The organism is Pseudorhodoplanes sp., assembly GCF_035565795.1.
Lineage (GTDB): Bacteria > Pseudomonadota > Alphaproteobacteria > Rhizobiales > Xanthobacteraceae > Pseudorhodoplanes.
Genome location: NZ_DATMRV010000252.1, coordinates 120,410 through 142,969, shown reverse-complemented (window position 1 = coordinate 142,969; position 22,560 = coordinate 120,410). Strand labels below are relative to the sequence as shown.

Sequence of the window (22,560 nt, the reverse complement as noted above, 5' to 3'; positions counted from 1 at the left end):
CAGAAGCATTTCAGCTTTCTCTGGCTCAACGGCGAGAAGTATTGCATCGATCTTTGCCTCCATACGGTCATCACCCTCTTTCGATTGAGGAGAGCCCACATGGAGTAATATTGCGAGGCCCGCTACCTGCCAGATCAATTGCAGAAATTCCGACTGCCAGTTTTCACGTGTATCGCGTCCCATCTCAACGAGATAACCGCTGACCTTGATGGTTTGGCCAAGGTTTTCCTGCTTGCGCGCATAAGCAAGCCATCTGTGTCCGTATCGGGTAATTTCGTAGTGTTCGACGGCCTGCGCTGCTGCTATCAGGGCGGCATCAAGCACCGCGTTGTCCGCGACCTCACCACCGATTTCGTTTGCCTCTTCGATGATTCCGTCGATTGCGGGACAATCGACCCCTTTCGGGTCCTCCCCGCACTGGCGAAACACCTCTCCCAGGCGCGTAATATACTGTTTGGTCTCTTCAAGGTGCTGACGAAAGCCGTCGGCGATTGGAAAGAATATCTCGGTTACGCTTGGTTCCGTCTCCCGCGGCATTGCGAGGGCTCAACATTCGAAGCGAGGAACTCCGACATTACGGAAGCTGATCGAGTACTGTGCTCGGCGCAGCCGCGCTTTGGGCTCCGCGCACCCGGACCGTTTCGTCGGCAGCAGGCCAAGAGCGAGTCACAATAGCACTCTCGTACTTACTCGTCTCGACTGGCACATTCAGCTCGCCATCAAGAATTCAAAGGATCGTCGTGAGATCTTGGCAAAGATCAGGAAGTCGGTGAAGGAACGCGATTTAGAGTCGATGTTCGAAAGCTCGGCCTCGATCCAACCCGAACTGACGCGCGCTGAGGAGAGAATCAAGATCCTGAAGTGACAGAGTGAAAGCTTTCAGGTGCTGGAGTCATATCGAGAGCTCTCGGATATTCGGATTGAGCGATATGACCTCCAATCTCGCGCGTGATCTGCTGTACCTTATCGAGGACCGCCAACGCTGCGTGGGAGAACGGTACGCCGTGCTCGCAGTGAATCTTAGACATCTCCGGGATCGTCCACATTCGCTGTGCGCAATCGATCTGCCTCCATTTGCCGTTACGGACGTCAGATGTGCGAATGCAAGTGAGAATCTTAAATTCCAACGCGAGCGCAGCGACAGCGCGCCGCTGGCGAATCTAGACCATGAACGCCGGCGTCTCGGAATAAGATAGCGATTTTTGATGCTTGTGCGCGAGGGGAGCAAGCTTGTCGAGATGGTCGCGCCATCGCGCCGGATGATCGCCATCCCGATGGCCGCTGACGGTCGCCCATCCCAGGATGCTTTCGATCCGACTACGCACGCGAGAGGCGGTTTCGGGCTTTTCGTGCCAAATCTTCTCGAGCACCTTGACCACGTGCGGAGTAGTGACCTCGGAAACGGAGGGCTTGCCGATGATCGGAAAAACATAGGCTTTCAGGCTGGCTGGCTACTGGGCGGCGTGCACCGAGTTCTTCCAAGTGACGCGGTGTTGACGGATGTATATTTCCACAGCCTCAGCGAATGTTATGGCCGTGGAACTGGCCGCAAGATTTCGGGCTACGCGCGTGTTTCGGTGTTCGATCAGGTCACGCCCTTCCTTGACCAATTTGCGGCACTCGCGGGCCATTTCTCGGGTTTCCGCCAGTACGATATCGTTGAACGAGCCGAGTCCCATTCCGCGCGAAGGAAAGCCGGGCCGTTCATAGCGGAAGATCCAGGAGCGCCGGACGTTGCCCTCGCGGCCGAGAGTCGCCTGGAGATATCGGCCGCCCCCCGCATCACGGAGGTGCGCGGTTTTCCGCGGTAACCCCGTCAACCGGTTTCGCGTGTCGGACTTTTTCTTCGGACAGGCGTTCGATTGCGCGAGCGCGGCCCCGTCAAAACCGACACGGTCACCCAGATTCCGCAGTTCGTCCGGTGCGCGAAGGTCGCGTTGTGTAAACCCTGCACGGATCGGGGCGCGGCCCTGAGGGTTATCTATCTGTGCTGAGGCGCTAAGCCCCGCAGCGTGCCGACAGGAAGCTCGATGTCCGACCAACTCAATCTTTTCGCAGACGCTCCGGCAGGGCCGAAGGGGCTCCGCTACCAGCCCGAATTCGTCAGCCGCGACCAAGAACGGATTCTGATCGACCGGCTCCGCGATCTTCCGTTGACGCCCTTTCAATTTGGCGCGTTCGAGGGAAAACGCCGCGTGGCCTCATTCGGTTGGCGCTACGACTATTCCCGACAGGCGCTGGAGACGGCTGACGACATTCCGAAATGGCTCTCGCCGCTCGCAGCCCAAATCGCACAATTCGCTGAGTTGCCGACTGGCGCGGTGCAGCAAGTTCTGTGTACTGAATACGAGGCCAGGGTTGGAATTGGCTGGCATCGCGACAAGCCGCACTTTGATCGGATCTTCGGATTGTCGCTCGCCTCGGCCTGCAAGTTCCGCTTCCGACGCAAGACTGGCGTGGCCTGGCGGCGGTTCACGTTGGAAGCTGAACCGCGATCCCTTTACATGATGTCAGATGAATCGCGTCACATTTGGGAGCACAGCATCCCGCCCGTGGAGACAACGCGCTATTCAATTACGTTTCGAACGATGGCGGAAGATCGGAGGAAGGCGGGCCGCGTCCAAGCGTACGTTGAGGGAGATACTTTGCGGAAATCGCGATGAGTGCCTCAGGTGTCCGCATCCATCATCGTCTTCAACGGCTCTTCCGCGGTATTTGCTTCGATGCGTTCGTGATACGGTGTTTCCGGCAACGCCTTCCGGAAGTTCTTCGCATAGTCGGGAGGCATCTTCGGCGGCATCATTGGCTCGTAGGGATCGACCACAGCTTCGATCACGACAGGACCGTCCGTAGAAAGAGCGCGATTGAGCACATTCTCGATCTGGTCATGGCGTGTGATCGAGAAACCCCGTCCACCCATTGCCTCCGCCGCCTTTGCAAAATCGATCGGCTGCAACTCGCACCCGAATTGCGGGTTGCCCAAGAACATCATCTGCCTCGCGCATATCGACGTGCCGGGCCGCGAGTTCGGTGTTCTGGCCTGAATCGACCGCCAGAATGGCGTCTGCCGACAAGCGTCGCCCAAAAGCCTTGGTCACGGCCTGAGCTTTGAGCGTGCTGTCGGCCTTGCCCTCAGACTGCGCCATCATCTCGCGCCAGCGCCCCATCCCTTCCTGCGCCTGCGTCAGAAAGGAGCGATCTGTTTTCTGCCGCAAGCGCTCGTTGAGCAGCCGGAGCGTTTCGAGGGCGTCTCCGACGAGACCGGCCTCAACCGGATAACGCAGCCCAACGCGCTGTGCGTCACGCTCGATCTGAACGGCCCGAGCCTGGCCCGGTGGATAATATTCGACGTAAGGGAAGCTTGAGCCGACAATGAGCAGGGCGTCGCATTGCTCCATCGCTTCTTGCGAGGGCAGCGTGCCAAGAATGCCGATCCCACCAGTCGTGTATGGATGGTCATCCGGAAGAACCGCCTTGCCGAGTAGCGCTTTCGCGACCGGCGCCGCAAGAAGCTCCGCTGTGCGCTCCAGTTCGTCGCGCGCGCCCAGCGCGCCGCGGCCGACAAGGATGGCCACCTTCGAGGCGTCATTCAAAATGCGTGCAGCCGTGTCGAGTTCGGATTCCGCTGGCAGCCGACGACCGTGGAACATGCGATTTGGCACGTGATTGGGCCGGTTGCGCTTGGAGCGTTCCGCGTCCTCCAGTTCCTGTTCCTGGACATCGTTCGCAATCGACAGATGCGCAACACCGTGACCGCTCTGCGCTGAGCGGCACGCCAGACTGGCGACGTTTTCCATGTGCGAGGCGTCCGCAACGTAAGCGTTGAAGATCGTCACGTCATTGAAAACCTTGGTCAGGTCCACATCCTGCTGGGTGAAGGTTTCAATGAGATCGTGGAATTGCATCCCGGTGATGGCAAGCACCGGCGCCTGGTCGAGCTTGGCATCGTAGAGGCCGGTCAGAAGATGCGTTCCGCCCGGACCTGACGTTGCGAGACATACGCCAAGCCGGCCCGTCCACTTCGCATACGCGCAGGCCATGAAGGCGGCAGATTCTTCGTGACGGACCTGGATGAAACGAATGCGATCCTGACGCGTTCGCAACGCTTCCATGATGCCGTTGATACCATCGCCCGGAAGGCCGAACACGACGTCGACGTCCCATTCCACCAAGGTTTCGATGAGGATCTCGGCGGCGTTCGGCATCGCGCATCTCGCGGATATGAAGCAGATCAGAACTTCTGGCGGCGACGTTCGGGCTTTCCCTTGCGCGGAGTCGAAGCCATCTCGCGCAGTTCTGTCTCGTTCATCGAGCGTACCATCGAGCGGGAGGCGCCCTTGAGTTCGCTCTTGCTACGCTCGCCGCGTTTCGCGGCGAGGGCCGCGCCGGCCGCCTTCTGCTGAGCTTTTGATCGCGCTGGCATGGGGATGTCTCCGTCCTGAACAACAACGGAGCCGCGAGCCGAACGTTCCTGCAGGGGCTGTCTGCGCGTGCCGGGGGATCGCGGACGTATGAGTCCGCTGGAACCCCGCGTCGTGGTTGGGATTTATGGACTGGCATGGTCGCCGACGCGTTGCCGCCGGCGCATCCAGTCAAATCAAGGAAAACCGGAATGTCCGGCCCGCCGAAACCACCATTTCCTACCCAGTACCAGCCGATCCCGGGATTGACCGCCCGGATGGACCCGATTCCGGACCACGGTGAGGTGTCATACAAGGGGTCGGGACGTCTTGCCGGCAAGCGCGCCATCATCACCGGCGGAGACAGCGGCATTGGCCGAGCGGTTGCACTGGCTTACGCGCGGGAGGGGGCGGACCTGCTGGTTGCCTTCTTGAGCGAAGATGAGGACGCGCAGGAAACCAGAAAGCTGGTTGAGGAGGCGGGCCGGAAGATCGTCCTGGTGGCGGGCGACATTCAGGAGGCCGCGCACTGCCGGAAGATCGTGGACACCGCAGTGTCCGAGCTGGGCGGCATCGATATCCTCGTCAACAATGCGGCGCATCAGGCGAGCTTCAAAGAGATCGGAGACATTTCGGACGAGGAATGGGAGCTGACCTTTCGCGTCAATATCCATGCGATGTTCTATCTGACCAAGGCTGCGGTCCCGCACATGAAGCCTGGCAGTGCGATCATCAATACCGCATCCATCAATTCCGACACGCCGAATCCGACGCTTCTCGCTTACGCGACCACCAAGGGAGCGATCCAGAATTTCACGGCGGGCTTGGCGCAATTGCTCGCCGATAAGGGCATTCGCGCAAACGCAGTGGCGCCGGGACCGATCTGGACCCCGCTCATTCCCTCGACCCTGCCTGAAGATGCGGTCGTGAATTTTGGCAAGCAAGTGCCGATGAAGCGTCCTGGGCAGCCGGCGGAACTTGCAACCGCCTACGTCATGCTCGCCGATCCCCTGTCGAGCTACGTGTCGGGTGCGACCATCGCAGTGACCGGCGGGAAGCCCATCCTGTGACGTCTGAGCCGATCGGCGTCGCCGACGCACCCTTGAGGCGAAAGGCCGGAACCAGACTGCGCAAAGCCGCGCTGTTCAAGCAACTGGGGCCGGGCCTCATCACGGGCGCCGCCGACGATGACCCGAGCGGCATTGCGACCTATTCGCAAGCGGGCGCCCAATTCGGCTTCAACATGCTCTGGACGATGGCGCTGACCTATCCGTTGATGACGGCGGTCCAGCTCGTTAGCGCGCAGATCGGCCGGGTCACGGGATGCGGTCTCGCCAAAAATATTGGCGATCTCTTTCCAAAGCCGCTCGTTCTTGGTCTTGTCGGACTCCTGTTCATCGCCAACACGATCAACATTGGTGCCAACCTTGCTGCGATGGGTGCCGCTACTGAGTTGGCTGTCGGCGGACCGTCACATCTTTACACGGTCTTCTTTGCGCTCGCCTCGCTGATCCTTCAGATGTTCGTTCCCTACGAGCAATACGCCCGCTACCTTAAATGGCTGACGCTTGTGCTGCTTTCCTATGTAGCCGTCGTCTTCATCGTGAAGATGGATTGGGCTGCTGCTGTGAAGGGGATGGTCGCACCGACCTTTCCGCTGACGGCAGACAGTTTCACCGTCATCATCGCGATCCTCGGCACCACGATCAGTCCTTACTTACTGTTCTGGCAGAGCAGCCAGGAGGTCGAGGAGATCGATCAGAAGGCCGAGGCAAAGCCGTTGACCGAGGCGCCAGAGCAGGCGCATCACGAGATGCGTCGAATTCGCTTTGACACCTTTCTCGGAATGGCCGTCTCTAACGTCGTCGCGATCGCCATTATGATGAGCGCCGCAGCCACGCTCCACGCGCAAGGCAAGACTGAGGTCGGTTCGGCGGCGGAAGCAGCGGAGGCGCTGAGACCGATCGCCGGCGATTTTGCCTTCGTGCTGTTCAGTCTCGGCATCATCGGTACGGGATTGCTGTCGCTGCCCGTTCTCGCTGGATCCGCAGCCTACGCCTTTGGCGAGTCACAGGACTGGAAATGCGGTCTCGAGAACAAGCCGTGGGAAGCAGTGGGCTTTTACAGCGTCATCTCAGCCGCCATTGTGCTCGGTCTCGGCATCGAATTCTCGCCGATCGATCCGATCCGGGCGCTGTTCTGGAGCGCAGTCATCAACGGCTTCGTTGCCGTGCCGATCATGGCTGCAATGATGTGGGTTGCAAGTCAGCGCAGTCAAATGGGCCGGTTTACAGTCACGCTTCCCGTGCTGGTGTTCGGATGGGCAGCGACCGCCATCATGACGGTGGCGGCAATCGCTATGCTGGTGCTCAACGGATCTCCTTAAAAGGAGGGACCTGGTGCGCGCGCAGAGGAAAGACGTTAAAAAGATCAGTGAGCAGCCGGTAAGACAGAGTGCCAAGGCGGCGGCGAGAGACCGCGTGGGTCGGGCGCCCGCAAGTCGTAAATTCGGTATTCCGCTCGACCTGCCGCCGATGGAAGCAAAACTGCTCGACAGTCTACCCGCCGAAGGCGCATGGCAATATGAACCGAAATGGGACGGCTTTCGCTGTCTCGCGTTCAAGGAGGGATCCGACGTCGAGCTGCGCGCGAAGTCTGGTAAGCCATTGACGCGATATTTTCCCGAGGTCGTCACTCTGCTGGCGGGCCTGTCGGCCGATCGATTTGTCGTCGACGGCGAACTCGTCATTGAGGTCGATGGCGATTTATCGTTCGACGCGCTGCAGATGCGGCTTCATCCGGCGGAAAGCCGAATTCAGAGGCTTTCGTGCGAAACGCCCGCACGGTTCATTCTGTTCGATATTCTTCGGATACCGCCTGGCGACACCGTCATCGATCAGCCGCTCTCGGTGCGCAGACGTCATCTCGAGGATTTTATCCGTGGGGCAGGGCGGCCCGGTCTCGCCATCTCGCCGTTCACCCGGGATCGAGACGTGGCGGAAGATTGGCTGGGCGAGGATCGACAATCAACCGACGGCGTCGTGGCAAAACGTCTTGACGGCCCTTACGAGCCCGGCGAACGCGCGATGATCAAGGTGAAGCGTCTTCGTACAGCCGACTGCGTCGTGGGCGGGTTTCGATATGGAAGCGGGAGCCACGAGGTCGGATCATTGCTGCTCGGGCTCTATAACGCAGCAGGGAAACTCGATCACGTCGGATTCACCTCGGCGATTCCGGTTGTCGAACGGCCTGCGTTGACGCGAAGGCTTGAGGCTCTCCGTGAGTCTCCTGGATTCTCCGGCAAGGCGCCGGGTGGACCCAGTCGGTGGAGCACGGAGCGAAGCGGCGACTGGGAACCGCTCGCGCCCAAGCTCGTCGTTGAGGTGCGGTTCGACCACGTCACCGGCCATCGGTTCAGGCACGGAACGAAATTTGTTCGATGGCGGCCGGACAAGGCTCCGTCTCAATGCACGTTCGATCAGATCCAGGCGCGGGGCGCATCGATCTAAGTAGGTCGCGACATGACAGGATTCACTACCCGCGGCAGGCGCAGGATTGAACGGTGATGGGACAGTCTGACTGACCCACTACCGTTCAGTCCCCCGGTTATTGGTCCTATAGCGTCTGACGCGGTCCAAGGTCGGGCAACTGCTATGCGCAGGACCGCCTCGCCAGCGCGAACCCCGGGATTCCGGTTAGATTCGGTTATCAAAGCCGACTGTCAGTCATCCTGGGCACTAAAGCCACCATCCTAGGCACTAAAGCCACGCCATCCGGAACCACAAATCGCTCGCAGCATTGTGAAAGACGGACGCAGCGTGTGTTTTTCAAAGGAAGCTGAAAATGGCCAAGACCGCCAGGGGCGCGACGAAAAAGCGCGCAACGATCCACGATCAAAAACTGGAGCGCGGCAATGGCGGAGAACTGCATCAGATTGCCGAGGGCGATATCCCGGTCTTAACCACCGCCCAAGGCGGTCCGGTTTCGGATGACCAGAGCACGCTGCGGATCGGCGAACGGGGTCCCAGCCTGATCGACGATTTTCATTTCCGCGAGAAAATCTTCCATTTCGATCATGAGCGTATCCCGGAACGAGTGGTGCATGCCCGCGGCTACGGTGCCCACGGCTATTTTGAGACCTATAAATCCCTCGCCAAGTACACCCGTGCGGACATTTTCCAGCGCGCCGGCGAAAAGACGCCGGCTTTTGTGCGTTTCTCGACAGTGGCAGGGTCTAAGGGGTCTTTCGATCTGGCGCGTGACGTAAGAGGCTTCGCCGTCAAGCTCTACACCCAGGAAGGAAACTGGGACATCGTCGGAAATAATATCCCCGTCTTCTTCATCCAGGATGCCATCAAGTTTCCCGATGTGATCCACGCGGTGAAGGAAGAGCCGGATCGTGCCTTCCCGCAGGCGCAGTCTGCCCACGACAACTTCTGGGACTTCATCAGCCTCACGCCGGAATCGATGCACATGATCATGTGGGTCATGTCCGATCGGGCGATTCCGCGATCTTTTCGCTTCATGGAGGGCTTCGGCGTCCATACTTTTCGTTTCCTCAATGCCAAGGACGAGTCGACCTTCGTCAAGTTCCACTGGAAGCCGAGGCTGGGATTGCAGTCCGTCCTCTGGAATGAGGCAGTGAAGATCAACGGGGCCGATCCGGACTTCCATCGTCGCGATCTGTGGCAGGCCATCCAGTCCGGCAACTTCCCGGAGTGGGAGTTGCGGGTGCAATTGTTTGATCAGGAGTTTGCCGACAGCTTCGACTTCGATGTGCTCGATCCGACCAAGATCATTCCAGAGGAGTTGCTCGAGCCTATTCCGGTTGGACGGCTAGTTCTCGACCGCATGCCCGAAAACTTCTTCGCCGAAACCGAGCAGGTCGCGTTCATGACTCAGAACGTGCCGCCAGGCGTCGACTTCTCAAACGATCCCTTGTTGCAGGGCCGCAACTTCTCCTATCTCGACACCCAGTTGAAACGCCTCGGCAGTCCGAACTTCACCCATATCCCGGTCAATGCGCCGAAATGCCCCTTCCACCATTTCCAGCAGGACGGCCACATGGCGATGCGCAATCCCGTCGGCCGGGTGAACTACCAGCCGAATTCATTTGGTGAGGGACCGCGGGAAAGTCCACAGCATGGCTTTCGGTCCTTTGCTGACGTCGTAGAAGGCCCGAAGGTCCGCCTGCGGGCCGAAAGCTTTGCCGATCATTACAGCCAGGCCGGCCAGTTCTTCATTAGTCAGACGGTGCCGGAGCAGCGCCACATCGCGATGGCCCTGACGTTCGAGCTCAGCAAGGTGGAAACGCCCGTCATTCGCGAAAGAATGGTGGCACATCTTCTGAATATCGACGCTGGGCTCGCCGAAACGGTTGCCGGGAAGCTCGGCATGAAGACGCTGCCGAAGCCGGCGGACGCTGCTGTTGTCCCGAGAGATGATCTCGAGCCGTCACCCGCACTCAGCATTATCGAGAATGGACCCGAGAGCTTCGCGGGTCGGAAAGTCGGTGTGCTGGTCAGCCCTGGTGCAGATGCCGCACTGCTGAAGAAGCTCTTGTCCGCGATCAAGAAGGAAGGCTCTGTATTGGAAGTGATTGCGCCGAAGGTTGGAGGGGTCGAAGCAGCAGACGGAAGCTGGATCGAGGCCAATCATATGATCGACGGCGGACCGTCGGTGCTGTTCGATGCCGTCGTGCTGCTGTTGTCGAAGGAGGGCGCGGAGCGCTTGACGGGCGAAGCCGCGGCGCGCGACTTCGTTGCCGATGCTTTCGCCCATTGCAAGTTCATCGGGTTTACTGCGGATGCAATTCCGCTCTTGCAGAAGGCGGGCGTCGATCCAGAAACTGACGAGGGGCTGATTTCGCTGGATGGCCCGAAGGCGATTACCCAATTTATCGAATCCTGCCGCAAGCTGCGGCTGTGGGCTCGGGAATCCAGTGTCAAACTCTAGTCCTGTCAGGGAGACCACAGTCCGGGTTGACCTCGAAAGGGGTTGAGCATGGCTGGGCAAGGATTGATTCATGGCCCGCTGGGCGACAATGCGTTGCATCTTTGCGTCGATATGCAGCGATTGTTTGCCCCGGGCGAGCCGTGGGCCGTCCCTTGGGCGCCAAAAGTGCTGCCGGCGATTGTAGAGCTGACATCGAGAAACGCGGAGCGGACACTCTTCACGCGCTTCATCCCGGCCGCGGAACCGGGGGGAGGACCCGGAAGTTGGGCGCGGTACTATCGCCGTTGGGCCGATGTCACTCTTTCGCGGATCGATCCCAGTCTCATCGATCTGATGCCGGAACTGGCGCGTTTTGCGCCGCCCGCCAAGCTCCTCGACAAGCGCGTCTATTCGCCATGGACCGAAGGACAACTGGACGTGATGCTCGGCGGTTCTAGCGTCGACGCGTTGGTCATTACCGGTGGTGAGACCGATGTCTGCGTGCTGGCCACCGTACTGGGCGCCATCGATCGGGGCTTCCGTGTCGTGCTTGTCACCGATGCGATCTGCAGCTCCGCCGATCAGACGCACGATGCGCTGATGGAGCTCTATCACTCTCGCTTCAGCGAGCAGGTCGAAACCGTAAGGCTGCAAGACGTCTTGGACGGCTGGCGCTAGCCGAACGCTGAAAGAAGAATGCCGGATGAGAACCTTCTTTCGAGACAACGGACTGACAATCGCTTTGACGACGATGTTTCTGTTCAGTGTGTCTGGCATGATCTTCACCGGACAGGCTGCCTATAACCGACAGCTTCAGGAGCATGGCTCGCAAGCGGTTGGATTGTTGGCCTATCTGACAACCGGAGACTTTCTTTCCGCATTGTTCGAGAACTGGGAGAGCGAGTTTCTGCAGATGTCCGCTTATGTGATTCTGACCGCGATGCTCTTTCAACGCGGCTCGGCCGAATCCCGCGATCCTGACAATCCCGATCGTCCCGATGACGAACTGCCGTCGCACATGCGGAAGCGAAACCCCGTCCTGGCCTGGCTCTATTCGTACTCCCTGGGCATTGTGTTGGCCCTGTTGTTTGTGGCGTGCTTTGGCCTGCATTGGTGGGCGAGCCTCAGGGCGGCGAACGAGGAGGCACAGCGGCACGGAGGGGAGGTGCAATCGCTCACAAGCTATCTGTGGGATGCTCAACTATGGTTCGAGTCATTCCAGAACTGGCAATCCGAATTCATGTCGACAGCGGTGCTGGTCGTGTTGTCCATTGTCCTTCGACACAAAGGGTCGCCAGAGTCGAAGCCTGCCGGAGCGCGGAATGACGAAACCGGTGCATAGGCATCAAACCGCCGCTACGAGACGATGCGGGCTGGCGGATGGGCTTTATGTAGACGGTACGGACAGTGATCGCGAATATGCTCGTTGAAAAATCGTCCTTTTGAGAATGCGCTCCGAAATGCAGCGTAGGTCTCAGGTGGCACTCCTTCATAGTCGTATTGCTTGCCGCTGGTCACAAACCATACCGAAAGAATTTTTGTCTTCGGATCGTAATCTGTCTTGCGGATCGAGGTCGACGGCATTGCGCACCGGCCTATACGCGATCCATTGAGAGATAACGGATGATCACCTCATCCTGACGGAAACGCCGCTCGAGCTCCGTACGGCGGCTGCGCCAGTCGGCCAGATCGATGGCCTCCGTCATGACCTCGAAGATGACGATGTCGTCATTGCTGGCTTGTCCGCTCTCTTGCCACAGGCCCTCGGCCGGAGCCTGCAAATAGGCCGTGACGCCTGCGAATCGGCGGAGCAGTTCCTCCTTGACGCCGTCAAAATCCTCCCGGGAGAAGGGCTTGCCGGAATTGTCCGTGCGCGGCAGCAGAATCTGGAAGAGGTACATGGTGGCAGTCCGGTGACAGGCGGCTAACATGTGCGATGTCACCACGCTGTTCTGACGCCCGGGATTGGGCGATGAAGCACAAACGTAGGTGGAGGACCTTGATTGCGTAGTGCAAAATGATCAACGATAGAAGCCGGCCGGCCTTCGCGGACCGGCCAGAACGACCTTAACGGCGCGTAGTAAGATAGAGCGCTTCATCGTCGTCGCGCTGTCTGCCTCCCAGCGCGGCGGCTACACTGGCGATGAACGCTCCTATGATCAGAGACAGAGCTCCGAGCAGAGCGAAGGTCGCGCTAGCCTTTCGCGCAGCATCGGCGGTCTCCTGCGCCTTGACCTTGGCGGCTTGCACCTGCGCCAGCGCGGCATCGACACGAGCAGTCGCTTCAGGTTGTGCCAAACCGGTGCGCGCGGCCACGAGTTGGCCAAGATAGGCCTTGTCGTCGGCGGAAACCTCACCCGCTGCGGCGCTTGCGATCAGGATACGAGAGGCTTGCGCGGCCGCAGCGGCATCGCCTTCAACGCCCGGCGCCGACAGACGTGCGGGATCGGCCGGCCGAAACAGCGTGTCGACGAAATACGACGTCGCATTCGTGGCTCCGCCCGAGCCCCCGTTGGCCGTCGCGCCAGCCGAAGCACCCAGGGCCGCACCCGAAGCGACGGTCGACGCGGCCTGGACGCCTCTGCCGACCACGGCCGATAGCGCCGAGCTCAAAACCAATACAACCAGCAGCGTTGCCAAGGCCCAGGCCATGAAGCCATGCGCGGTGTCACGGAAGAAGGTCTCATCCGTATGGATGCCGACCCATTTGGTGCGCAGACGCCCGGTCAGGTAGCCACCGGCGGCCGAGGACAACCATTGAACGACAATCAGCCAGATTGCAGTTGAAACAGCGAAGGTCGTAACGGTGACGCCCTCGCTCGACCACGGCGACACCATTGTCAGCCCAAGTCCAGAGCCGAGGAGCATCAGAATCAGCGTGAGCGTCGACGCAGCGAAGGCGCCGGCAACAATCGGTCCCCAGCTAACGGCCGATGACGAGGATTCGATAGAAGCGGGAGCGTCTGTTGCAGACAGGGTTGTTGTCATGGCGTCCTCTTATCGCATGAACAGCGCGAGCAGGATGATGATCGGAATCGGAACGCCCAGCAGCCAGAGCAGAATGCCGCGACCCATGATGGTCTCCTCTCGAAGATCGTTCGCTGAAGAAAAAGCCACCCGGCAGAGCCGGGTGGTTGTCGAAATCAGGCAGCCTTTGCCATTTCATTGGCGGACGCGTCCGCCAGCCCTGTCAGCGCCTCGTCGGTGTTCGACTCTTCTTCCAGTGTTTCATCGAGCAGCTTGGCGGCGTCTTTCAAACCCAGAACCTCGGCCCAACGCTTGAGCGTGCCGTAACGGGTGATCTCATAGTGCTCGACCGCCTGTGCCGAAGAAATCAGACCCGCGTCGATCGCTGGCGTCCCCTTGAAACTCTCGATGATCTCTTCGCCCTCGGCGATGATGCCTTCGATCGCGTCGCAGGTCTTACCTTGGGCCCGCTTGCCCATCAGCTCGAAGACCTGTTGCAGGCGTTCGATCTGGCCTTCGGTCTCGTCCTTGTGTTTTTCGAAGGCCGCCTTCAATTCCGGCGATGAAGCGGCGCGGGCCATCTTGGGAAGAGCCTTCAGGATCTTCCGTTCGGCGTAATAGATGTCCTTGAGCGTGTCGTGGAAGAGGTCTTCCAGTGTCTTTTCTTTCGTCATGCGATGTTCCTTCGGGCGCATCTTATGCGCGGCGATTTATAGGCTTGGGAAATGGTCATCTAGTAAGCGCTGGGGCTGCAGAAAGGTTCCTGACCCGTGAGGGAATACCCCTGAGTGCCGGCGAGCGCGTGTATTTTCAAGACGTTGTGCGGTGCGAAGAGTTCGGGGATAAACCTGTGTCAGCGCATGGTGAGAATCCACGATAAGATTGTCTAGGTCATCGCATTTGACGTCCAGCTTGATCGCCAGCACCGAGCGCAGGTGCAGCCATTGGAGTAGATGATATCGAACGCGAGCTTTCTGTCGTCGGCGAGCCCGACATTTGCTCGATCACCAGGAGTCCGGGTTGAATTGGATACACATTCTTTAACGTCAATTTTCGTCTTGGTAAGTTCTTTCCGCAAAAATTGAAAAATGTCTCAGCGACCTCAGATGTACGACCGCAACCTATCCTGCTTGGAATTGCCGCCGGTTCAAGAAGCGCTGCACATCAGGTAGGTTTGGAAATAAGAGGGAGCCAATTCTCCGGTGAGGGTAGCGTCAATTTCTAAAATTCGGCTGAGGGGTGCAAAGAAGCCGTCGTCAGCGTAGCAATAGCTTCCGGTCCGGTCCCCAAGGATCGCGACAATGCCGATCTTGCCACAAAGTACCGAAAGCTATTGCTGCCAAGATAGTGGGGACGGGCTCATCCAATTATAATTTTATTGCTGAACGAATGTGTACTCTCCCTGTCCACGGTCCGTGCTGATTTGTGCGCGAACCACGCTACAGGGGGTTACCCAGATCGCACCCTGCCCAACTGAAAGTGGCTTTGGCTCGAATGCGATTGGCGCAGGTTTCTCGCCCACCCAGTTGGTGCCGGTTGAATAATCGACAAGAAAAGCTCGACATTTCTCCTCTTCGTTGACGTCAATGCGATTTATCGTCACCACGCCCCGCCCGACGTTGCGGATGGCAAGATGGCTTTTTTGAAACAGGGGTGTTTCCAAAACGACCTCTAGGCCTAAATCGTCAGACCCAAAAAATGGTGTGGCAAATACAGCGGCTGCAAGAAGGCCAAACACAGCGTACAGCCAGGTGGGAGGGTTCTGCATTACGCAGCCTCCTTTACGGGCTCAGCGATCTTCCACTTGCTGCGTGCGAATTCGGCGGCGTTTGATTCGGGCTTCGCAAAGACCCAGCCCTTGTCCAGATACGCTTTCGCGGTGATTTCATTCCCCTTGAGGCCCATCCACATTGCTAAGCCGATATAGGCGCCTGACAGTGAAAACCCTAAAGGGTTGGGAACGAGCATCACCTGAAGAATATTGCCGAGGATCGTGATCCCGAGAAATAGCAGCCCCCATTTAGGGAGGCGGCGGAAGAAAAAGGGGAGGCCGAAGCAGTTGCTGAAAAAGAAGAGTGTCCAGCTCCACCCGACCTTCACGGTCCGGATTTCGTCGGTCTGCGGATTTCGGAACGGTATTTTGACAGCCATATGTGCCCCCTTTGGTTGGCTGAATTATAACTTATAGTACATGGAATCCAGTTGCATAGAAATGTGCTTTGTCGGACATGGATGTCCGGCAAGTCATCGGTGAGAACATTCGAAGGCGAAGGATTGCGTTAGGCTTGACGCAGGAGCGCCTTGCGGCACAAATCGGCGTTGAGCAGAGCTACCTGAGCGGTATCGAATACGGGCGTCGTAATCCAACCGCGGTCACGATTTGGCACATCGCCTTGGCTCTAAAGGTTAAACCGGGCTCTTTATTCGAGCCTCCTAAAGCGGATTCAAAGCCAACGAATAAAGGTGCCGGGCGTCCGAGAAAGCCGCTATAGGCAATCTAATATTCTTCGGCCAGCATGATGGTGATGACGCGCTCGGTGACGTCCGGATCTGCCGGATCTGGTGAGTGCCATTCTAGCCTTTCGTCGTAGTAGTCGATCTTGAACAGGATGCGGCGGCCGTCGACGTCGAGCGCCCCGAAATCGTGTTCTTCATAGGGATCGTTGGCCTGACAGAAGTCGTCGAAGACGGCGATGGCCTTGAAAATATTCGCGACCGCCTGCTCGCCGAGAGCTGCTGCGCCTGGGGTAATGACGGCAATTCCGCCGATAAGGTCCTGTCTGAGCTTATCATTTAAGGCACGGATTTTCTCGGCTCGTGTTTTCTCGATTGTCATAGCCATGCTCCTGCTGACGGCTGTTGCCGTGGCTGGCGATAAGGGAGTGAAGGAGGAGGCCCGCCGAGGCTGGGCGCGGCGGGCTGTCACCTAGGGAAGGCTCGGATAGAGCAGAGCGACAGCGGCCCGATCTCGGGTAACGTTCGGCTGGCGGGGGTAGTCGCGCCAGGCGAGCGTCAGCATGTCCTTTTTGACCTCGAGAACGATGGCTTCCCACCAGCCATCGTCGAAGCTTTCCTGCGCCAGGACGATGCTGCCGACGCCGATCTTGTCCCAGTTGGGTGGCCGCTTCGGCGCGCTATCCTCACGGTCGGCGGCGGCGAGCAACGCCGAAAACAGATCGCCGGCGACGATTGGAATGCGTTTGGCGCCGGCAATGCCAGCCGGCAGCTTGCGGGAGAGTTCAAGCGCTGCCGGCTTGGTCAGCTTGACCAGCCGCAGCTTCAGTTGCTTGGCCATAGTGGCGGCCGCGGTGGTCTCGGCCTCGGTAAAGGTCGCAGCCACCGGTCGCTCGATGGTGTTCAGTCCGAAGACCACGATCGGCCTTGCGGCAGCTTCTTTGACGTCTTTTCCCATTTGGGCTCTCCTGGAATCAAAAAGGGCCCCCGCATGGGAGCCCTGGTTTCAACGATGCATCGCCGCCGCGATCGAAGACGCGGCAACAGAGGCAGACAGATTGTCGGCGATGTCAGCTCATCAGACTGAGCCGTATGATCATTCTAGCACATCGCAGAATCGATGTAAATATCTGAAAAATATAGTTTTTCGGCTATTTTTGCACTAAGGGACGCCGCTCGCACACATGATAAAGGGAGCAATATTCGTTGCGGCAGGACTGGCGCCGCGGAATTCGGCGTCCATTGCAGATGTTGAGAACGCCCTCGGCGCAAAAGCACCAGATCGCCAATTGGACGAAGCGGGGAAAATCCCGCGGAAAGCCGGCATTGAAAGCGTGGGCATCGATGGCCTTGGCGATGGCGCGGATCTGATCGGCACAGCCGTTCGGGCCATAGCAGCGGGGGCCATAGGGGTGATCTGCGCTCGCACGGGCCAAAATGCCGGTTCGTGCCAGAAAATTGTGCACCAGCCGGTCGACGACGACGAAATTGATCCCGGCTTGCATCCAGCGCGGTTTCTGGTGTCCGGTACCGAGCATGAGTGCCGAGAGTGCCATCGACAAGACCTTGTCGGAGACACCGAAGATCGATTGCATCGGTTCAATGAGCCGCGTTAGCGGCCCCGTTTCGGTGTGTTGTGCTGGGGCGGAGGCTTTCAGCTGGGCGTCGATCCAGGCAACGAGGTCGCCGTCGGCGACATCTCGGATAAAGAAGTACAGGCTATAGCCGAGCTGGTTGAGGCGGCCATTGCGAAGATCGGCCGTGGGAAGCGAGCAGGCGGGGAAATGGCTGGGCTCGTTGCAGGTCTGGGTGCTCTTGCGGTAGCCGCAACGATGGAATGTCCAGTGTCCGGCAAGCTTCGGGCAATCGACATCAGCAGCCAATGCAGCTTCGATCGAGGCGAAGCTGAGGTTGCCATGTCTGGCAATGTAGCCTTGGGCGGCGCGATCCGAGATGCCTTGCTGGCTGAACTCGGTCATCAACCAATCGAAGATCTTATCTGATCGATGGCTCCGGACGGCGCCGATCACGCCGTGGCGACCCAGCGATTTCCTCAGATCATCGAAGATCGAGAGCGGCCCCGCGAGCCGACACACCGCGGAGACGATCTGGATGCTCTTTGGATCCGGCACGATGTCGACGCTTGATGGTGCTCGCCGGGCCATCAGATCAGGGACACGAGACGCTTCTGGGCGTCTGTATCGCCATCGATATACCGCTGCGTCGTCTGGATCGATCGATGGCCGGCGAGCAATTGCACATCGCGAAGCGATCCACCGGCCTTGTGCACGAGCCTGGCGGCGCGGGTAATGAAGGTGCGGCGACCGGAATGCGACGAACAACCGTCGAGGCCGATCTTGCGATACGCCGTCGCGAACCAGTTGACGAGGCTCGATGGCTGCATCCTCGTGCCACGCTCCGAGGTTACGACGAATTCGCTCCCGTTATTGATCGTGCGCCAATATTCGAGCGCCTTACGCAGATCGCTGTGGATCGGAATGCGCCGTCCGCTGCGCTTCTTGGCGGCCCAGTCTTGAAGCTCGATCGTCGAACCAACGCGGCCCTGTGGATCGAGAACCATCGGCCAAGTCAGATTGGCAATCTCGCCGGCGCGCAAGCCGGCTTTGACCGACAACATGACGATTACATGATTGCGTTCTGGGTAGCGAGAAGCCTGGGCGTAGACAAGGAGGGCGCGTATGTGGTTGTCGCCGAGTACTTTTGCCTGCTTGCCTGCCATCTCGCGTCAATCGCTTTAAACAGAAGAAGCGTAACGTCGTCAGCAAAGCATGCAAGGGATATCGGCTGAGCCGATAATTGCGAGTACTCATGTGAAATTAAAATTCGAGCGTACTAAAATGGCTTAGGCTGGTGATCGTTATTGCTGATGCGCTCTCCGTTCCGCTACCTCGATTATTAGAGTAGTTGCTAACTGTACGTTAGTTGATGCCGGAGCGCTCTCAATGTGGACCAAACCGATGCTCCAGCATGAGGGTTCGAATGGTCGCTAAGTCCTCACTGGACCCGACTCCTTGGCTCGCGAAGAGGCGATGGTAGTGGGCGAGGGCGCCGGGCTCGATTTCGATGTTGGCGGGACCTTTGATGTCTTCAACCAACCACCCCAATCGGCCATGCCGGCCTATCAATGCGGCCGCATATGGCCGCTTGCGATCATTGAGATAGATCGCGGTTCTACCGTCGGCGACACCATGAATGTAGGTCGCCAGGCAATTGACCCAGGCTTTGGCGAGAGCCCGGATATCGTCGGGCTGATCAACTCTTTGGAATGGGCCGACTTGTCGGGGAGGCAGAGCGTCAGGCAGAGGCAGCCGCTCGACGATATTGAGAATAGCGGCAATGATCTGGGTCCGTTGGCGACAGGCAGCGAGTGTCTTAACCAACCCCTTGAAAGGCATTCTCGCCTGCTTAGCCAGTGCCTGTAACTCTCGTGCGAAATGCTCCATGGGGGCAGCGTCGGCAAACAGGCTGAACACCGGCTGGTTGCGTAGTGGGGTGGGTAACGCGGCGAGGCTACGAATGATGCGTTCGTCGATTTCACCGCGATGAGCCAGGAATTTGGCGACAGCCGGCTCGGCCAGTAGATTCAGTAGATCGCGATAGAGATTAGCCTCGATGACATGATCGGGTAGCTTATGGAGAACCCCGCTGAATCCAATCGGCCAAGATAGCCCAAGCCGGCGCATCGCCTCCTGCGGGGTCTCGCGGATAAGGAGCGGCACGAGGGGCGGCTGGATCGGCTTCGGGGCATGAAGGGCGCCGATGGCCAGAAGATGCAGGCGCGGCTTGTTGATCGAACACAGATCGATCAACAGGCTCGGGTCGTCGGCAATGGGTTGGGCGAATGCGGCTAGAACCCAACCCAGCGGTTTGAGTAAGAAGCCCGGATGGAAGAGCACAGGCAAGAGGGGGCTCGTTGCGGTCATCGGCTTGCCCCTGAATATTCTTCGGCGAGCATGATGGTGGTGAGGCGGCAGATTACGACAGGGTCCGCTGCGTCAGGCGAATGCGCCGATAACTGCCGGTCGTAATGGTCGATCTTGAAAAGGGTCATATGGCCCTCAGCTTCAAAGGCTCCGAAGCTGTGTTCGCCACAGGGGGCGTTGGCGTTGCAGAAGTCGTTGAAGACGGCAATCATCCTCACGGTCCGGGTCACGGCCGCCGCGCCAAGGGCGGCGACCCCCAACGTGATCGCGGCAACACCAAGCCGCATATCCTGTCGTAAGACATCATCGAGCGCGCGTATCCGCTCTTGCCGATCACGCATGACGGTCTCCTATAGATGCGATGAATGGGGATTGGTCAGCAAAACGCCAGCCTTCATGAGAAAACTGGCGTCATAAAACGTCGATGAGAAGTAATGGCGTCAGGCAGCCTTCGGCTTCACAGGCACCGGTAAATCAGCGCGAGAGTCGCGCGGGGCCGATGCAGGTTAGGCTGCTCGGGTAACCGCAGCATCACGATCACACGATAGCGGTCTGGGTAACGAGACGTCTGGGCGTAGGTGAGGAGGGAGCGAATCTGGTTGTTGTCGAGTACTTTTGCCTGCTTGTCCGCCATCGCGTGCCAATCGCTTCAAACACGAGAATCGTAACGTCGTCAGAAATGCATGCAAGGGATATCGAGCGCCGTAAAAGTCACGAAACTGATGACAAATAAATGCTTTTATACTCAGTGCGAGATTATGTAAGCGTACGGGGTCGATACTCTGCGATATTTCGAATTTCTTTATCTCGCCATTGGCCGCTGATTGCCTCCATAGTCCAATATTACCGCTGATTACTGCGGTTTCTGCGCTACAGGTCGATGTTTCCTGTGAAACGCATCTCCCACGACACTCGCTGGTCTCGTTTCTATCAGCGATTAGGCTTCGGCATGACCGCGTTGGGGCCGATTGCCGGACTGGCAGCTCATGAGGCGGAAGCGACGGAAGCCGCCGCCCAGTTATCCGGATCTCGACCATTAATCGAGCGACCGTTCACTTCTGTTGATCATGACCACGCGATAATGCCATCATGGCACCGATGGCACTCAAGGACGACCTTCTCGAAAAAGGGTATCTCCCCGAGAACCTGCCGCCGACTTTCGTGACGCAGGCGATCGGAGCCAACATTGCGGGCCGAAACGGGTGGCTCACAGACGGGAAGAACCCGGTCCGCTCATCCCCGTTCAACGCCTCTAAGCGGGGCATGACACGCCGGGAGTTCTCGTTCGTCCATCCGTCGACCGCGCACGACCTCGCGCGCTTCATTGCGGACCGCGAGGCGGAGCTGACGAACCATTTCGCGCTGTCGGATTTCAGCCTTTCGAAACCCGTTTACGACCCGGATCTCGACAGAGCCGTCATGATCGCGTCCCATTCGGAACTGGAGAGCGCCCGGCTTTCGCGATTGGCCCGGTATCGCTTCGTTGCCCGGACGGACATCTCGCGGTTCTATCATTCGATCTACACCCACTCGATACCGTGGGCGGTCCACGGAAGGCACGCCGCGAAGGCGGATCGAAATCCGGCATCCGCGAATTGCTACGCAAACCGTCTAGATCTGATCGTTCGAGCCGGGCAGGACGGCCAAACGGTCGGAGTCCCCGTCGGACCCGACGCCTCCCGATATGTCGCTGAGGTGATCGGCACAGCGATCGACCAAGAGTTCGTCCGCCGAGGCGGGCGCCATAACTGCGACGTGATCAGACACGTCGACGACGTTTGGATCGGCGCCGACACCCATGCCGCAGCCGAGGAAGCCCTCTGGCGATATCGGGAGGCCATCAGGTTCTTCGAGCTTGACATCAACGAATCGAAGACGGCGATCTATTCTGACAACTTCTCCTTCTCCGACACCTGGCCGACCGACATCGCCGCGAAGTTCGAATTCGCGAGCAAATCGCTGGAGCGACGTATCCCGGAACGTCTCCGGGCGGCATTGGAGTACGCCTTCTCGTTGACCGCCAAGAACAATGACGACGGCGTGCTCAAATACACCCTGCGCTATCTGGACCGATCGAACCTAGCCTCCACCCAGTGGCCTGTCGTGGAGCCCTTCCTGAAGCGCGCGGCCGTACACTTCGGCCATTCCATAGACTACGTCGCCCGGATCATCGTCTGGCGGCACCTCGCCTTCCGTGATCTCGTGATCGCGGACTGGTCGCCGATCCTAGCGGCGATACTGGATCGCCACGGACGCCTAGGAAACGACGGCGAGGTGTCATGGGCGCTGTATGCTGCGATCCGGCTTGGCGTGGAGATACCCCTAGGCACTGCCAACCTGATAGTGCAGAACTGCAGCCCGCTGACGGTGCTAGCCCTTCTATCCTGCGTCGAGCAGAGTCTCGTGCCGCCGGCCGTGTTCGAGACGGCCGCCGAAATCGTCACGAACGAGAACGCGTCGGGACCATACTGGCCGCTGCTGCTGGAATGGCGGTCGCGGCAATGGGCCGGCAGCGCGAACCTGATCATCGAGAACAATCTGATCGAAGATCTCGCACAACAGGGCATTACATTGTTCGAACCCAACCGCCTTCCCAGCGTCTTCCAGGATCTCGATGAGAACGACTTCGGATCCGTCGTATTCGCAATCGAAGAGCGCTCGAGCCAATACGATGACCAGGAGGGTGAAGATGGCGGCTTCGTTGAAGACAAGGATGATCTCTTCTGACCGAGGCGCTTCCGACCAGGTCAGAAAGGCCACCTTTGTTGAAGTCAAGCAAAATGACTCGGAGCACCGTCTAAGTCTTTTTGCATGCCTCCCTCGGCGGTGCGGGCGCCTCGTTTCTAACCCTCGCCAATCCC

At 58.8% G+C, this 22,560-nt stretch carries 26 protein-coding genes and 2 pseudogenes; 9 read left to right on the top strand and 19 right to left on the bottom strand.

What is annotated here, in order from left to right; translation table 11 throughout:
* The 5 genes and pseudogenes from VNZ93_RS23020 to VNZ93_RS24980 all read right to left on the bottom strand — a co-directional run.
* Positions 1–273, bottom strand: a 273-nt coding sequence (locus VNZ93_RS23020) for a DUF6766 family protein (protein ID WP_414710169.1), incomplete at its 3' end; no start/stop codon positions are given.
* Positions 259–492, bottom strand: a pseudogene (locus VNZ93_RS23015) (ferritin-like domain-containing protein); the annotation flags it as partial. The pseudogene VNZ93_RS23015 and the gene VNZ93_RS23020, both read right to left, overlap by 15 nt.
* Before the next feature lie 356 nt (positions 493–848).
* Positions 849–1,127, bottom strand: coding sequence for a hypothetical protein (locus tag VNZ93_RS24990; RefSeq protein ID WP_414710164.1), 279 nt, complete (start codon positions 1,125–1,127; stop codon positions 849–851).
* 33 nt (positions 1,128–1,160) lie between these two features.
* The gene (locus VNZ93_RS24985) at positions 1,161–1,418 is read right to left on the bottom strand and encodes a phage integrase central domain-containing protein (protein ID WP_414710168.1); all 258 of its coding nucleotides are present in this window, start codon (positions 1,416–1,418) and stop codon (positions 1,161–1,163) included.
* A gap of 33 nt (positions 1,419–1,451) precedes the next feature.
* On the bottom strand, positions 1,452–1,820 hold the full coding sequence (locus tag VNZ93_RS24980; RefSeq protein WP_414710167.1) for an Arm DNA-binding domain-containing protein: 369 nt from the start codon (positions 1,818–1,820) through the stop codon (positions 1,452–1,454).
* Positions 1,821–2,030: 210 nt separating this feature from the next.
* Here VNZ93_RS24980 and VNZ93_RS23005 point away from each other — a divergent pair, with 210 nt between their 5' ends.
* A complete protein-coding gene (locus tag VNZ93_RS23005; protein WP_325710916.1) occupies positions 2,031–2,663 on the top strand; it encodes an alpha-ketoglutarate-dependent dioxygenase AlkB in 633 nt (210 codons plus the stop codon).
* A gap of 5 nt (positions 2,664–2,668) precedes the next feature.
* Here the strand turns inward: VNZ93_RS23005 and VNZ93_RS23000 are convergent.
* Together VNZ93_RS23000 and VNZ93_RS22995 are read right to left on the bottom strand one after the other, a co-directional pair.
* Positions 2,669–4,205 (bottom strand): annotated as a pseudogene (locus VNZ93_RS23000) (thiamine pyrophosphate-binding protein).
* Positions 4,206–4,231: 26 nt separating this feature from the next.
* Positions 4,232–4,423: a DUF3008 family protein gene (locus VNZ93_RS22995; RefSeq protein ID WP_325710913.1), complete on the bottom strand. Its 192-nt coding sequence runs from the start codon at positions 4,421–4,423 to the stop codon at positions 4,232–4,234.
* A gap of 189 nt (positions 4,424–4,612) precedes the next feature.
* Here VNZ93_RS22995 and VNZ93_RS22990 point away from each other — a divergent pair, with 189 nt between their 5' ends.
* The 6 genes from VNZ93_RS22990 to VNZ93_RS22965 all read left to right on the top strand — a co-directional run bounded on the left by VNZ93_RS22990 (position 4,613) and on the right by VNZ93_RS22965 (position 11,676).
* Entirely contained in the window at positions 4,613–5,470 is an 858-nt protein-coding gene (locus tag VNZ93_RS22990) for an SDR family oxidoreductase (protein WP_325710910.1), read from the top strand.
* Between the two features lie 56 nt (positions 5,471–5,526).
* Positions 5,527–6,786: an Nramp family divalent metal transporter gene (locus VNZ93_RS22985; RefSeq protein WP_414710166.1), complete on the top strand. Its 1,260-nt coding sequence runs from the start codon at positions 5,527–5,529 to the stop codon at positions 6,784–6,786.
* A gap of 43 nt (positions 6,787–6,829) precedes the next feature.
* The gene (locus tag VNZ93_RS22980; protein ID WP_414710165.1) at positions 6,830–7,909 is read left to right on the top strand and encodes an ATP-dependent DNA ligase; all 1,080 of its coding nucleotides are present in this window, start codon (positions 6,830–6,832) and stop codon (positions 7,907–7,909) included.
* Between the two features lie 334 nt (positions 7,910–8,243).
* Positions 8,244–10,355: a catalase gene (locus tag VNZ93_RS22975; protein ID WP_325710907.1), complete on the top strand. Its 2,112-nt coding sequence runs from the start codon at positions 8,244–8,246 to the stop codon at positions 10,353–10,355.
* 48 nt (positions 10,356–10,403) lie between these two features.
* On the top strand, positions 10,404–11,012 hold the full coding sequence (locus tag VNZ93_RS22970) for an isochorismatase family cysteine hydrolase (protein ID WP_325710941.1): 609 nt from the start codon (positions 10,404–10,406) through the stop codon (positions 11,010–11,012).
* Positions 11,013–11,037: 25 nt separating this feature from the next.
* Positions 11,038–11,676 carry a DUF6766 family protein gene (locus VNZ93_RS22965; RefSeq protein ID WP_325710904.1) on the top strand — a complete coding sequence of 213 codons (639 nt, stop codon included), beginning with the start codon at positions 11,038–11,040 and terminating at the stop codon, positions 11,674–11,676.
* A 14-nt stretch (positions 11,677–11,690) separates the two neighbouring features.
* Here VNZ93_RS22965 and VNZ93_RS22960 read toward each other — a convergent pair whose 3' ends face one another.
* The 6 genes from VNZ93_RS22960 to VNZ93_RS22935 all read right to left on the bottom strand — a co-directional run bounded on the left by VNZ93_RS22960 (position 11,691) and on the right by VNZ93_RS22935 (position 15,452).
* Positions 11,691–11,918: a KTSC domain-containing protein gene (locus tag VNZ93_RS22960; protein WP_325710901.1), complete on the bottom strand. Its 228-nt coding sequence runs from the start codon at positions 11,916–11,918 to the stop codon at positions 11,691–11,693.
* An 11-nt stretch (positions 11,919–11,929) separates the two neighbouring features.
* Positions 11,930–12,235, bottom strand: a complete 306-nt coding sequence (locus tag VNZ93_RS22955; RefSeq protein WP_325710898.1) for a hypothetical protein — start codon at positions 12,233–12,235, stop codon at positions 11,930–11,932.
* A 166-nt stretch (positions 12,236–12,401) separates the two neighbouring features.
* On the bottom strand, positions 12,402–13,322 hold the full coding sequence (locus tag VNZ93_RS22950; RefSeq protein ID WP_325710895.1) for a hypothetical protein: 921 nt from the start codon (positions 13,320–13,322) through the stop codon (positions 12,402–12,404).
* 155 nt (positions 13,323–13,477) lie between these two features.
* The gene (locus VNZ93_RS22945; RefSeq protein WP_325710892.1) at positions 13,478–13,975 is read right to left on the bottom strand and encodes a ferritin-like domain-containing protein; all 498 of its coding nucleotides are present in this window, start codon (positions 13,973–13,975) and stop codon (positions 13,478–13,480) included.
* A gap of 701 nt (positions 13,976–14,676) precedes the next feature.
* Positions 14,677–15,069, bottom strand: coding sequence for a hypothetical protein (locus VNZ93_RS22940; RefSeq protein WP_325710890.1), 393 nt, complete (start codon positions 15,067–15,069; stop codon positions 14,677–14,679).
* Entirely contained in the window at positions 15,069–15,452 is a 384-nt protein-coding gene (locus tag VNZ93_RS22935; protein ID WP_325710888.1) for a hypothetical protein, read from the bottom strand. Before VNZ93_RS22935 ends, VNZ93_RS22940 begins: the two co-directional genes overlap by 1 nt.
* Positions 15,453–15,529: 77 nt before the next feature.
* Here VNZ93_RS22935 and VNZ93_RS22930 point away from each other — a divergent pair, with 77 nt between their 5' ends.
* Positions 15,530–15,793: a helix-turn-helix transcriptional regulator gene (locus VNZ93_RS22930; RefSeq protein ID WP_325710938.1), complete on the top strand. Its 264-nt coding sequence runs from the start codon at positions 15,530–15,532 to the stop codon at positions 15,791–15,793.
* A 5-nt stretch (positions 15,794–15,798) separates the two neighbouring features.
* Here VNZ93_RS22930 and VNZ93_RS22925 read toward each other — a convergent pair whose 3' ends face one another.
* The 6 genes from VNZ93_RS22925 to VNZ93_RS22900 all read right to left on the bottom strand — a co-directional run bounded on the left by VNZ93_RS22925 (position 15,799) and on the right by VNZ93_RS22900 (position 20,040).
* A complete protein-coding gene (locus VNZ93_RS22925) occupies positions 15,799–16,137 on the bottom strand; it encodes a DUF3768 domain-containing protein (protein ID WP_325710885.1) in 339 nt (112 codons plus the stop codon).
* A gap of 90 nt (positions 16,138–16,227) precedes the next feature.
* Positions 16,228–16,713, bottom strand: a complete 486-nt coding sequence (locus tag VNZ93_RS22920; protein WP_325710882.1) for a hypothetical protein — start codon at positions 16,711–16,713, stop codon at positions 16,228–16,230.
* 193 nt (positions 16,714–16,906) lie between these two features.
* Positions 16,907–17,920, bottom strand: coding sequence for a hypothetical protein (locus tag VNZ93_RS22915; protein WP_325710879.1), 1,014 nt, complete (start codon positions 17,918–17,920; stop codon positions 16,907–16,909).
* Positions 17,920–18,495 carry a site-specific integrase gene (locus tag VNZ93_RS22910; RefSeq protein WP_325710876.1) on the bottom strand — a complete coding sequence of 192 codons (576 nt, stop codon included), beginning with the start codon at positions 18,493–18,495 and terminating at the stop codon, positions 17,920–17,922. The genes VNZ93_RS22915 and VNZ93_RS22910 overlap by 1 nt, the downstream gene beginning before the upstream one ends.
* 220 nt (positions 18,496–18,715) lie before the next feature.
* On the bottom strand, positions 18,716–19,699 hold the full coding sequence (locus VNZ93_RS22905; RefSeq protein WP_325710873.1) for a hypothetical protein: 984 nt from the start codon (positions 19,697–19,699) through the stop codon (positions 18,716–18,718).
* Entirely contained in the window at positions 19,696–20,040 is a 345-nt protein-coding gene (locus VNZ93_RS22900; protein ID WP_325710871.1) for a DUF3768 domain-containing protein, read from the bottom strand. The genes VNZ93_RS22905 and VNZ93_RS22900 overlap by 4 nt, the downstream gene beginning before the upstream one ends.
* A 748-nt stretch (positions 20,041–20,788) precedes the next feature.
* Here VNZ93_RS22900 and VNZ93_RS22895 point away from each other — a divergent pair.
* On the top strand, positions 20,789–22,426 hold the full coding sequence (locus tag VNZ93_RS22895) for an RNA-directed DNA polymerase (protein WP_325710869.1): 1,638 nt from the start codon (positions 20,789–20,791) through the stop codon (positions 22,424–22,426).
* Positions 22,427–22,560: the final 134 nt, after the last annotated feature.

Excerpts from the sequence above, each read along its gene's own strand:
- VNZ93_RS23005 (WP_325710916.1), top strand. The coding sequence starts at position 2,031 with ATGTCCGACCAACTCAATCTTTTCGCAGACGCTCCGGCAGGGCCGAAG.
- VNZ93_RS22995 (WP_325710913.1), bottom strand. The coding sequence starts at position 4,423 with ATGCCAGCGCGATCAAAAGCTCAGCAGAAGGCGGCCGGCGCGGCCCTC.
- VNZ93_RS22990 (WP_325710910.1), top strand. The coding sequence starts at position 4,613 with ATGTCCGGCCCGCCGAAACCACCATTTCCTACCCAGTACCAGCCGATC.
- VNZ93_RS22975 (WP_325710907.1), top strand. The coding sequence starts at position 8,244 with ATGGCCAAGACCGCCAGGGGCGCGACGAAAAAGCGCGCAACGATCCAC.
- VNZ93_RS22970 (WP_325710941.1), top strand. The coding sequence starts at position 10,404 with ATGGCTGGGCAAGGATTGATTCATGGCCCGCTGGGCGACAATGCGTTG.
- VNZ93_RS22965 (WP_325710904.1), top strand. The coding sequence starts at position 11,038 with ATGAGAACCTTCTTTCGAGACAACGGACTGACAATCGCTTTGACGACG.
- VNZ93_RS22960 (WP_325710901.1), bottom strand. The coding sequence starts at position 11,918 with ATGCCGTCGACCTCGATCCGCAAGACAGATTACGATCCGAAGACAAAA.
- VNZ93_RS22955 (WP_325710898.1), bottom strand. The coding sequence starts at position 12,235 with ATGTACCTCTTCCAGATTCTGCTGCCGCGCACGGACAATTCCGGCAAG.
- VNZ93_RS22950 (WP_325710895.1), bottom strand. The coding sequence starts at position 13,322 with ATGACAACAACCCTGTCTGCAACAGACGCTCCCGCTTCTATCGAATCC.
- VNZ93_RS22945 (WP_325710892.1), bottom strand. The coding sequence starts at position 13,975 with ATGACGAAAGAAAAGACACTGGAAGACCTCTTCCACGACACGCTCAAG.
- VNZ93_RS22940 (WP_325710890.1), bottom strand. The coding sequence starts at position 15,069 with ATGCAGAACCCTCCCACCTGGCTGTACGCTGTGTTTGGCCTTCTTGCA.
- VNZ93_RS22935 (WP_325710888.1), bottom strand. The coding sequence starts at position 15,452 with ATGGCTGTCAAAATACCGTTCCGAAATCCGCAGACCGACGAAATCCGG.
- VNZ93_RS22930 (WP_325710938.1), top strand. The coding sequence starts at position 15,530 with ATGGATGTCCGGCAAGTCATCGGTGAGAACATTCGAAGGCGAAGGATT.
- VNZ93_RS22925 (WP_325710885.1), bottom strand. The coding sequence starts at position 16,137 with ATGACAATCGAGAAAACACGAGCCGAGAAAATCCGTGCCTTAAATGAT.
- VNZ93_RS22920 (WP_325710882.1), bottom strand. The coding sequence starts at position 16,713 with ATGGGAAAAGACGTCAAAGAAGCTGCCGCAAGGCCGATCGTGGTCTTC.
- VNZ93_RS22915 (WP_325710879.1), bottom strand. The coding sequence starts at position 17,920 with ATGGCCCGGCGAGCACCATCAAGCGTCGACATCGTGCCGGATCCAAAG.
- VNZ93_RS22910 (WP_325710876.1), bottom strand. The coding sequence starts at position 18,495 with ATGGCAGGCAAGCAGGCAAAAGTACTCGGCGACAACCACATACGCGCC.
- VNZ93_RS22905 (WP_325710873.1), bottom strand. The coding sequence starts at position 19,699 with ATGACCGCAACGAGCCCCCTCTTGCCTGTGCTCTTCCATCCGGGCTTC.
- VNZ93_RS22900 (WP_325710871.1), bottom strand. The coding sequence starts at position 20,040 with ATGCGTGATCGGCAAGAGCGGATACGCGCGCTCGATGATGTCTTACGA.
- VNZ93_RS22895 (WP_325710869.1), top strand. The coding sequence starts at position 20,789 with ATGGCACCGATGGCACTCAAGGACGACCTTCTCGAAAAAGGGTATCTC.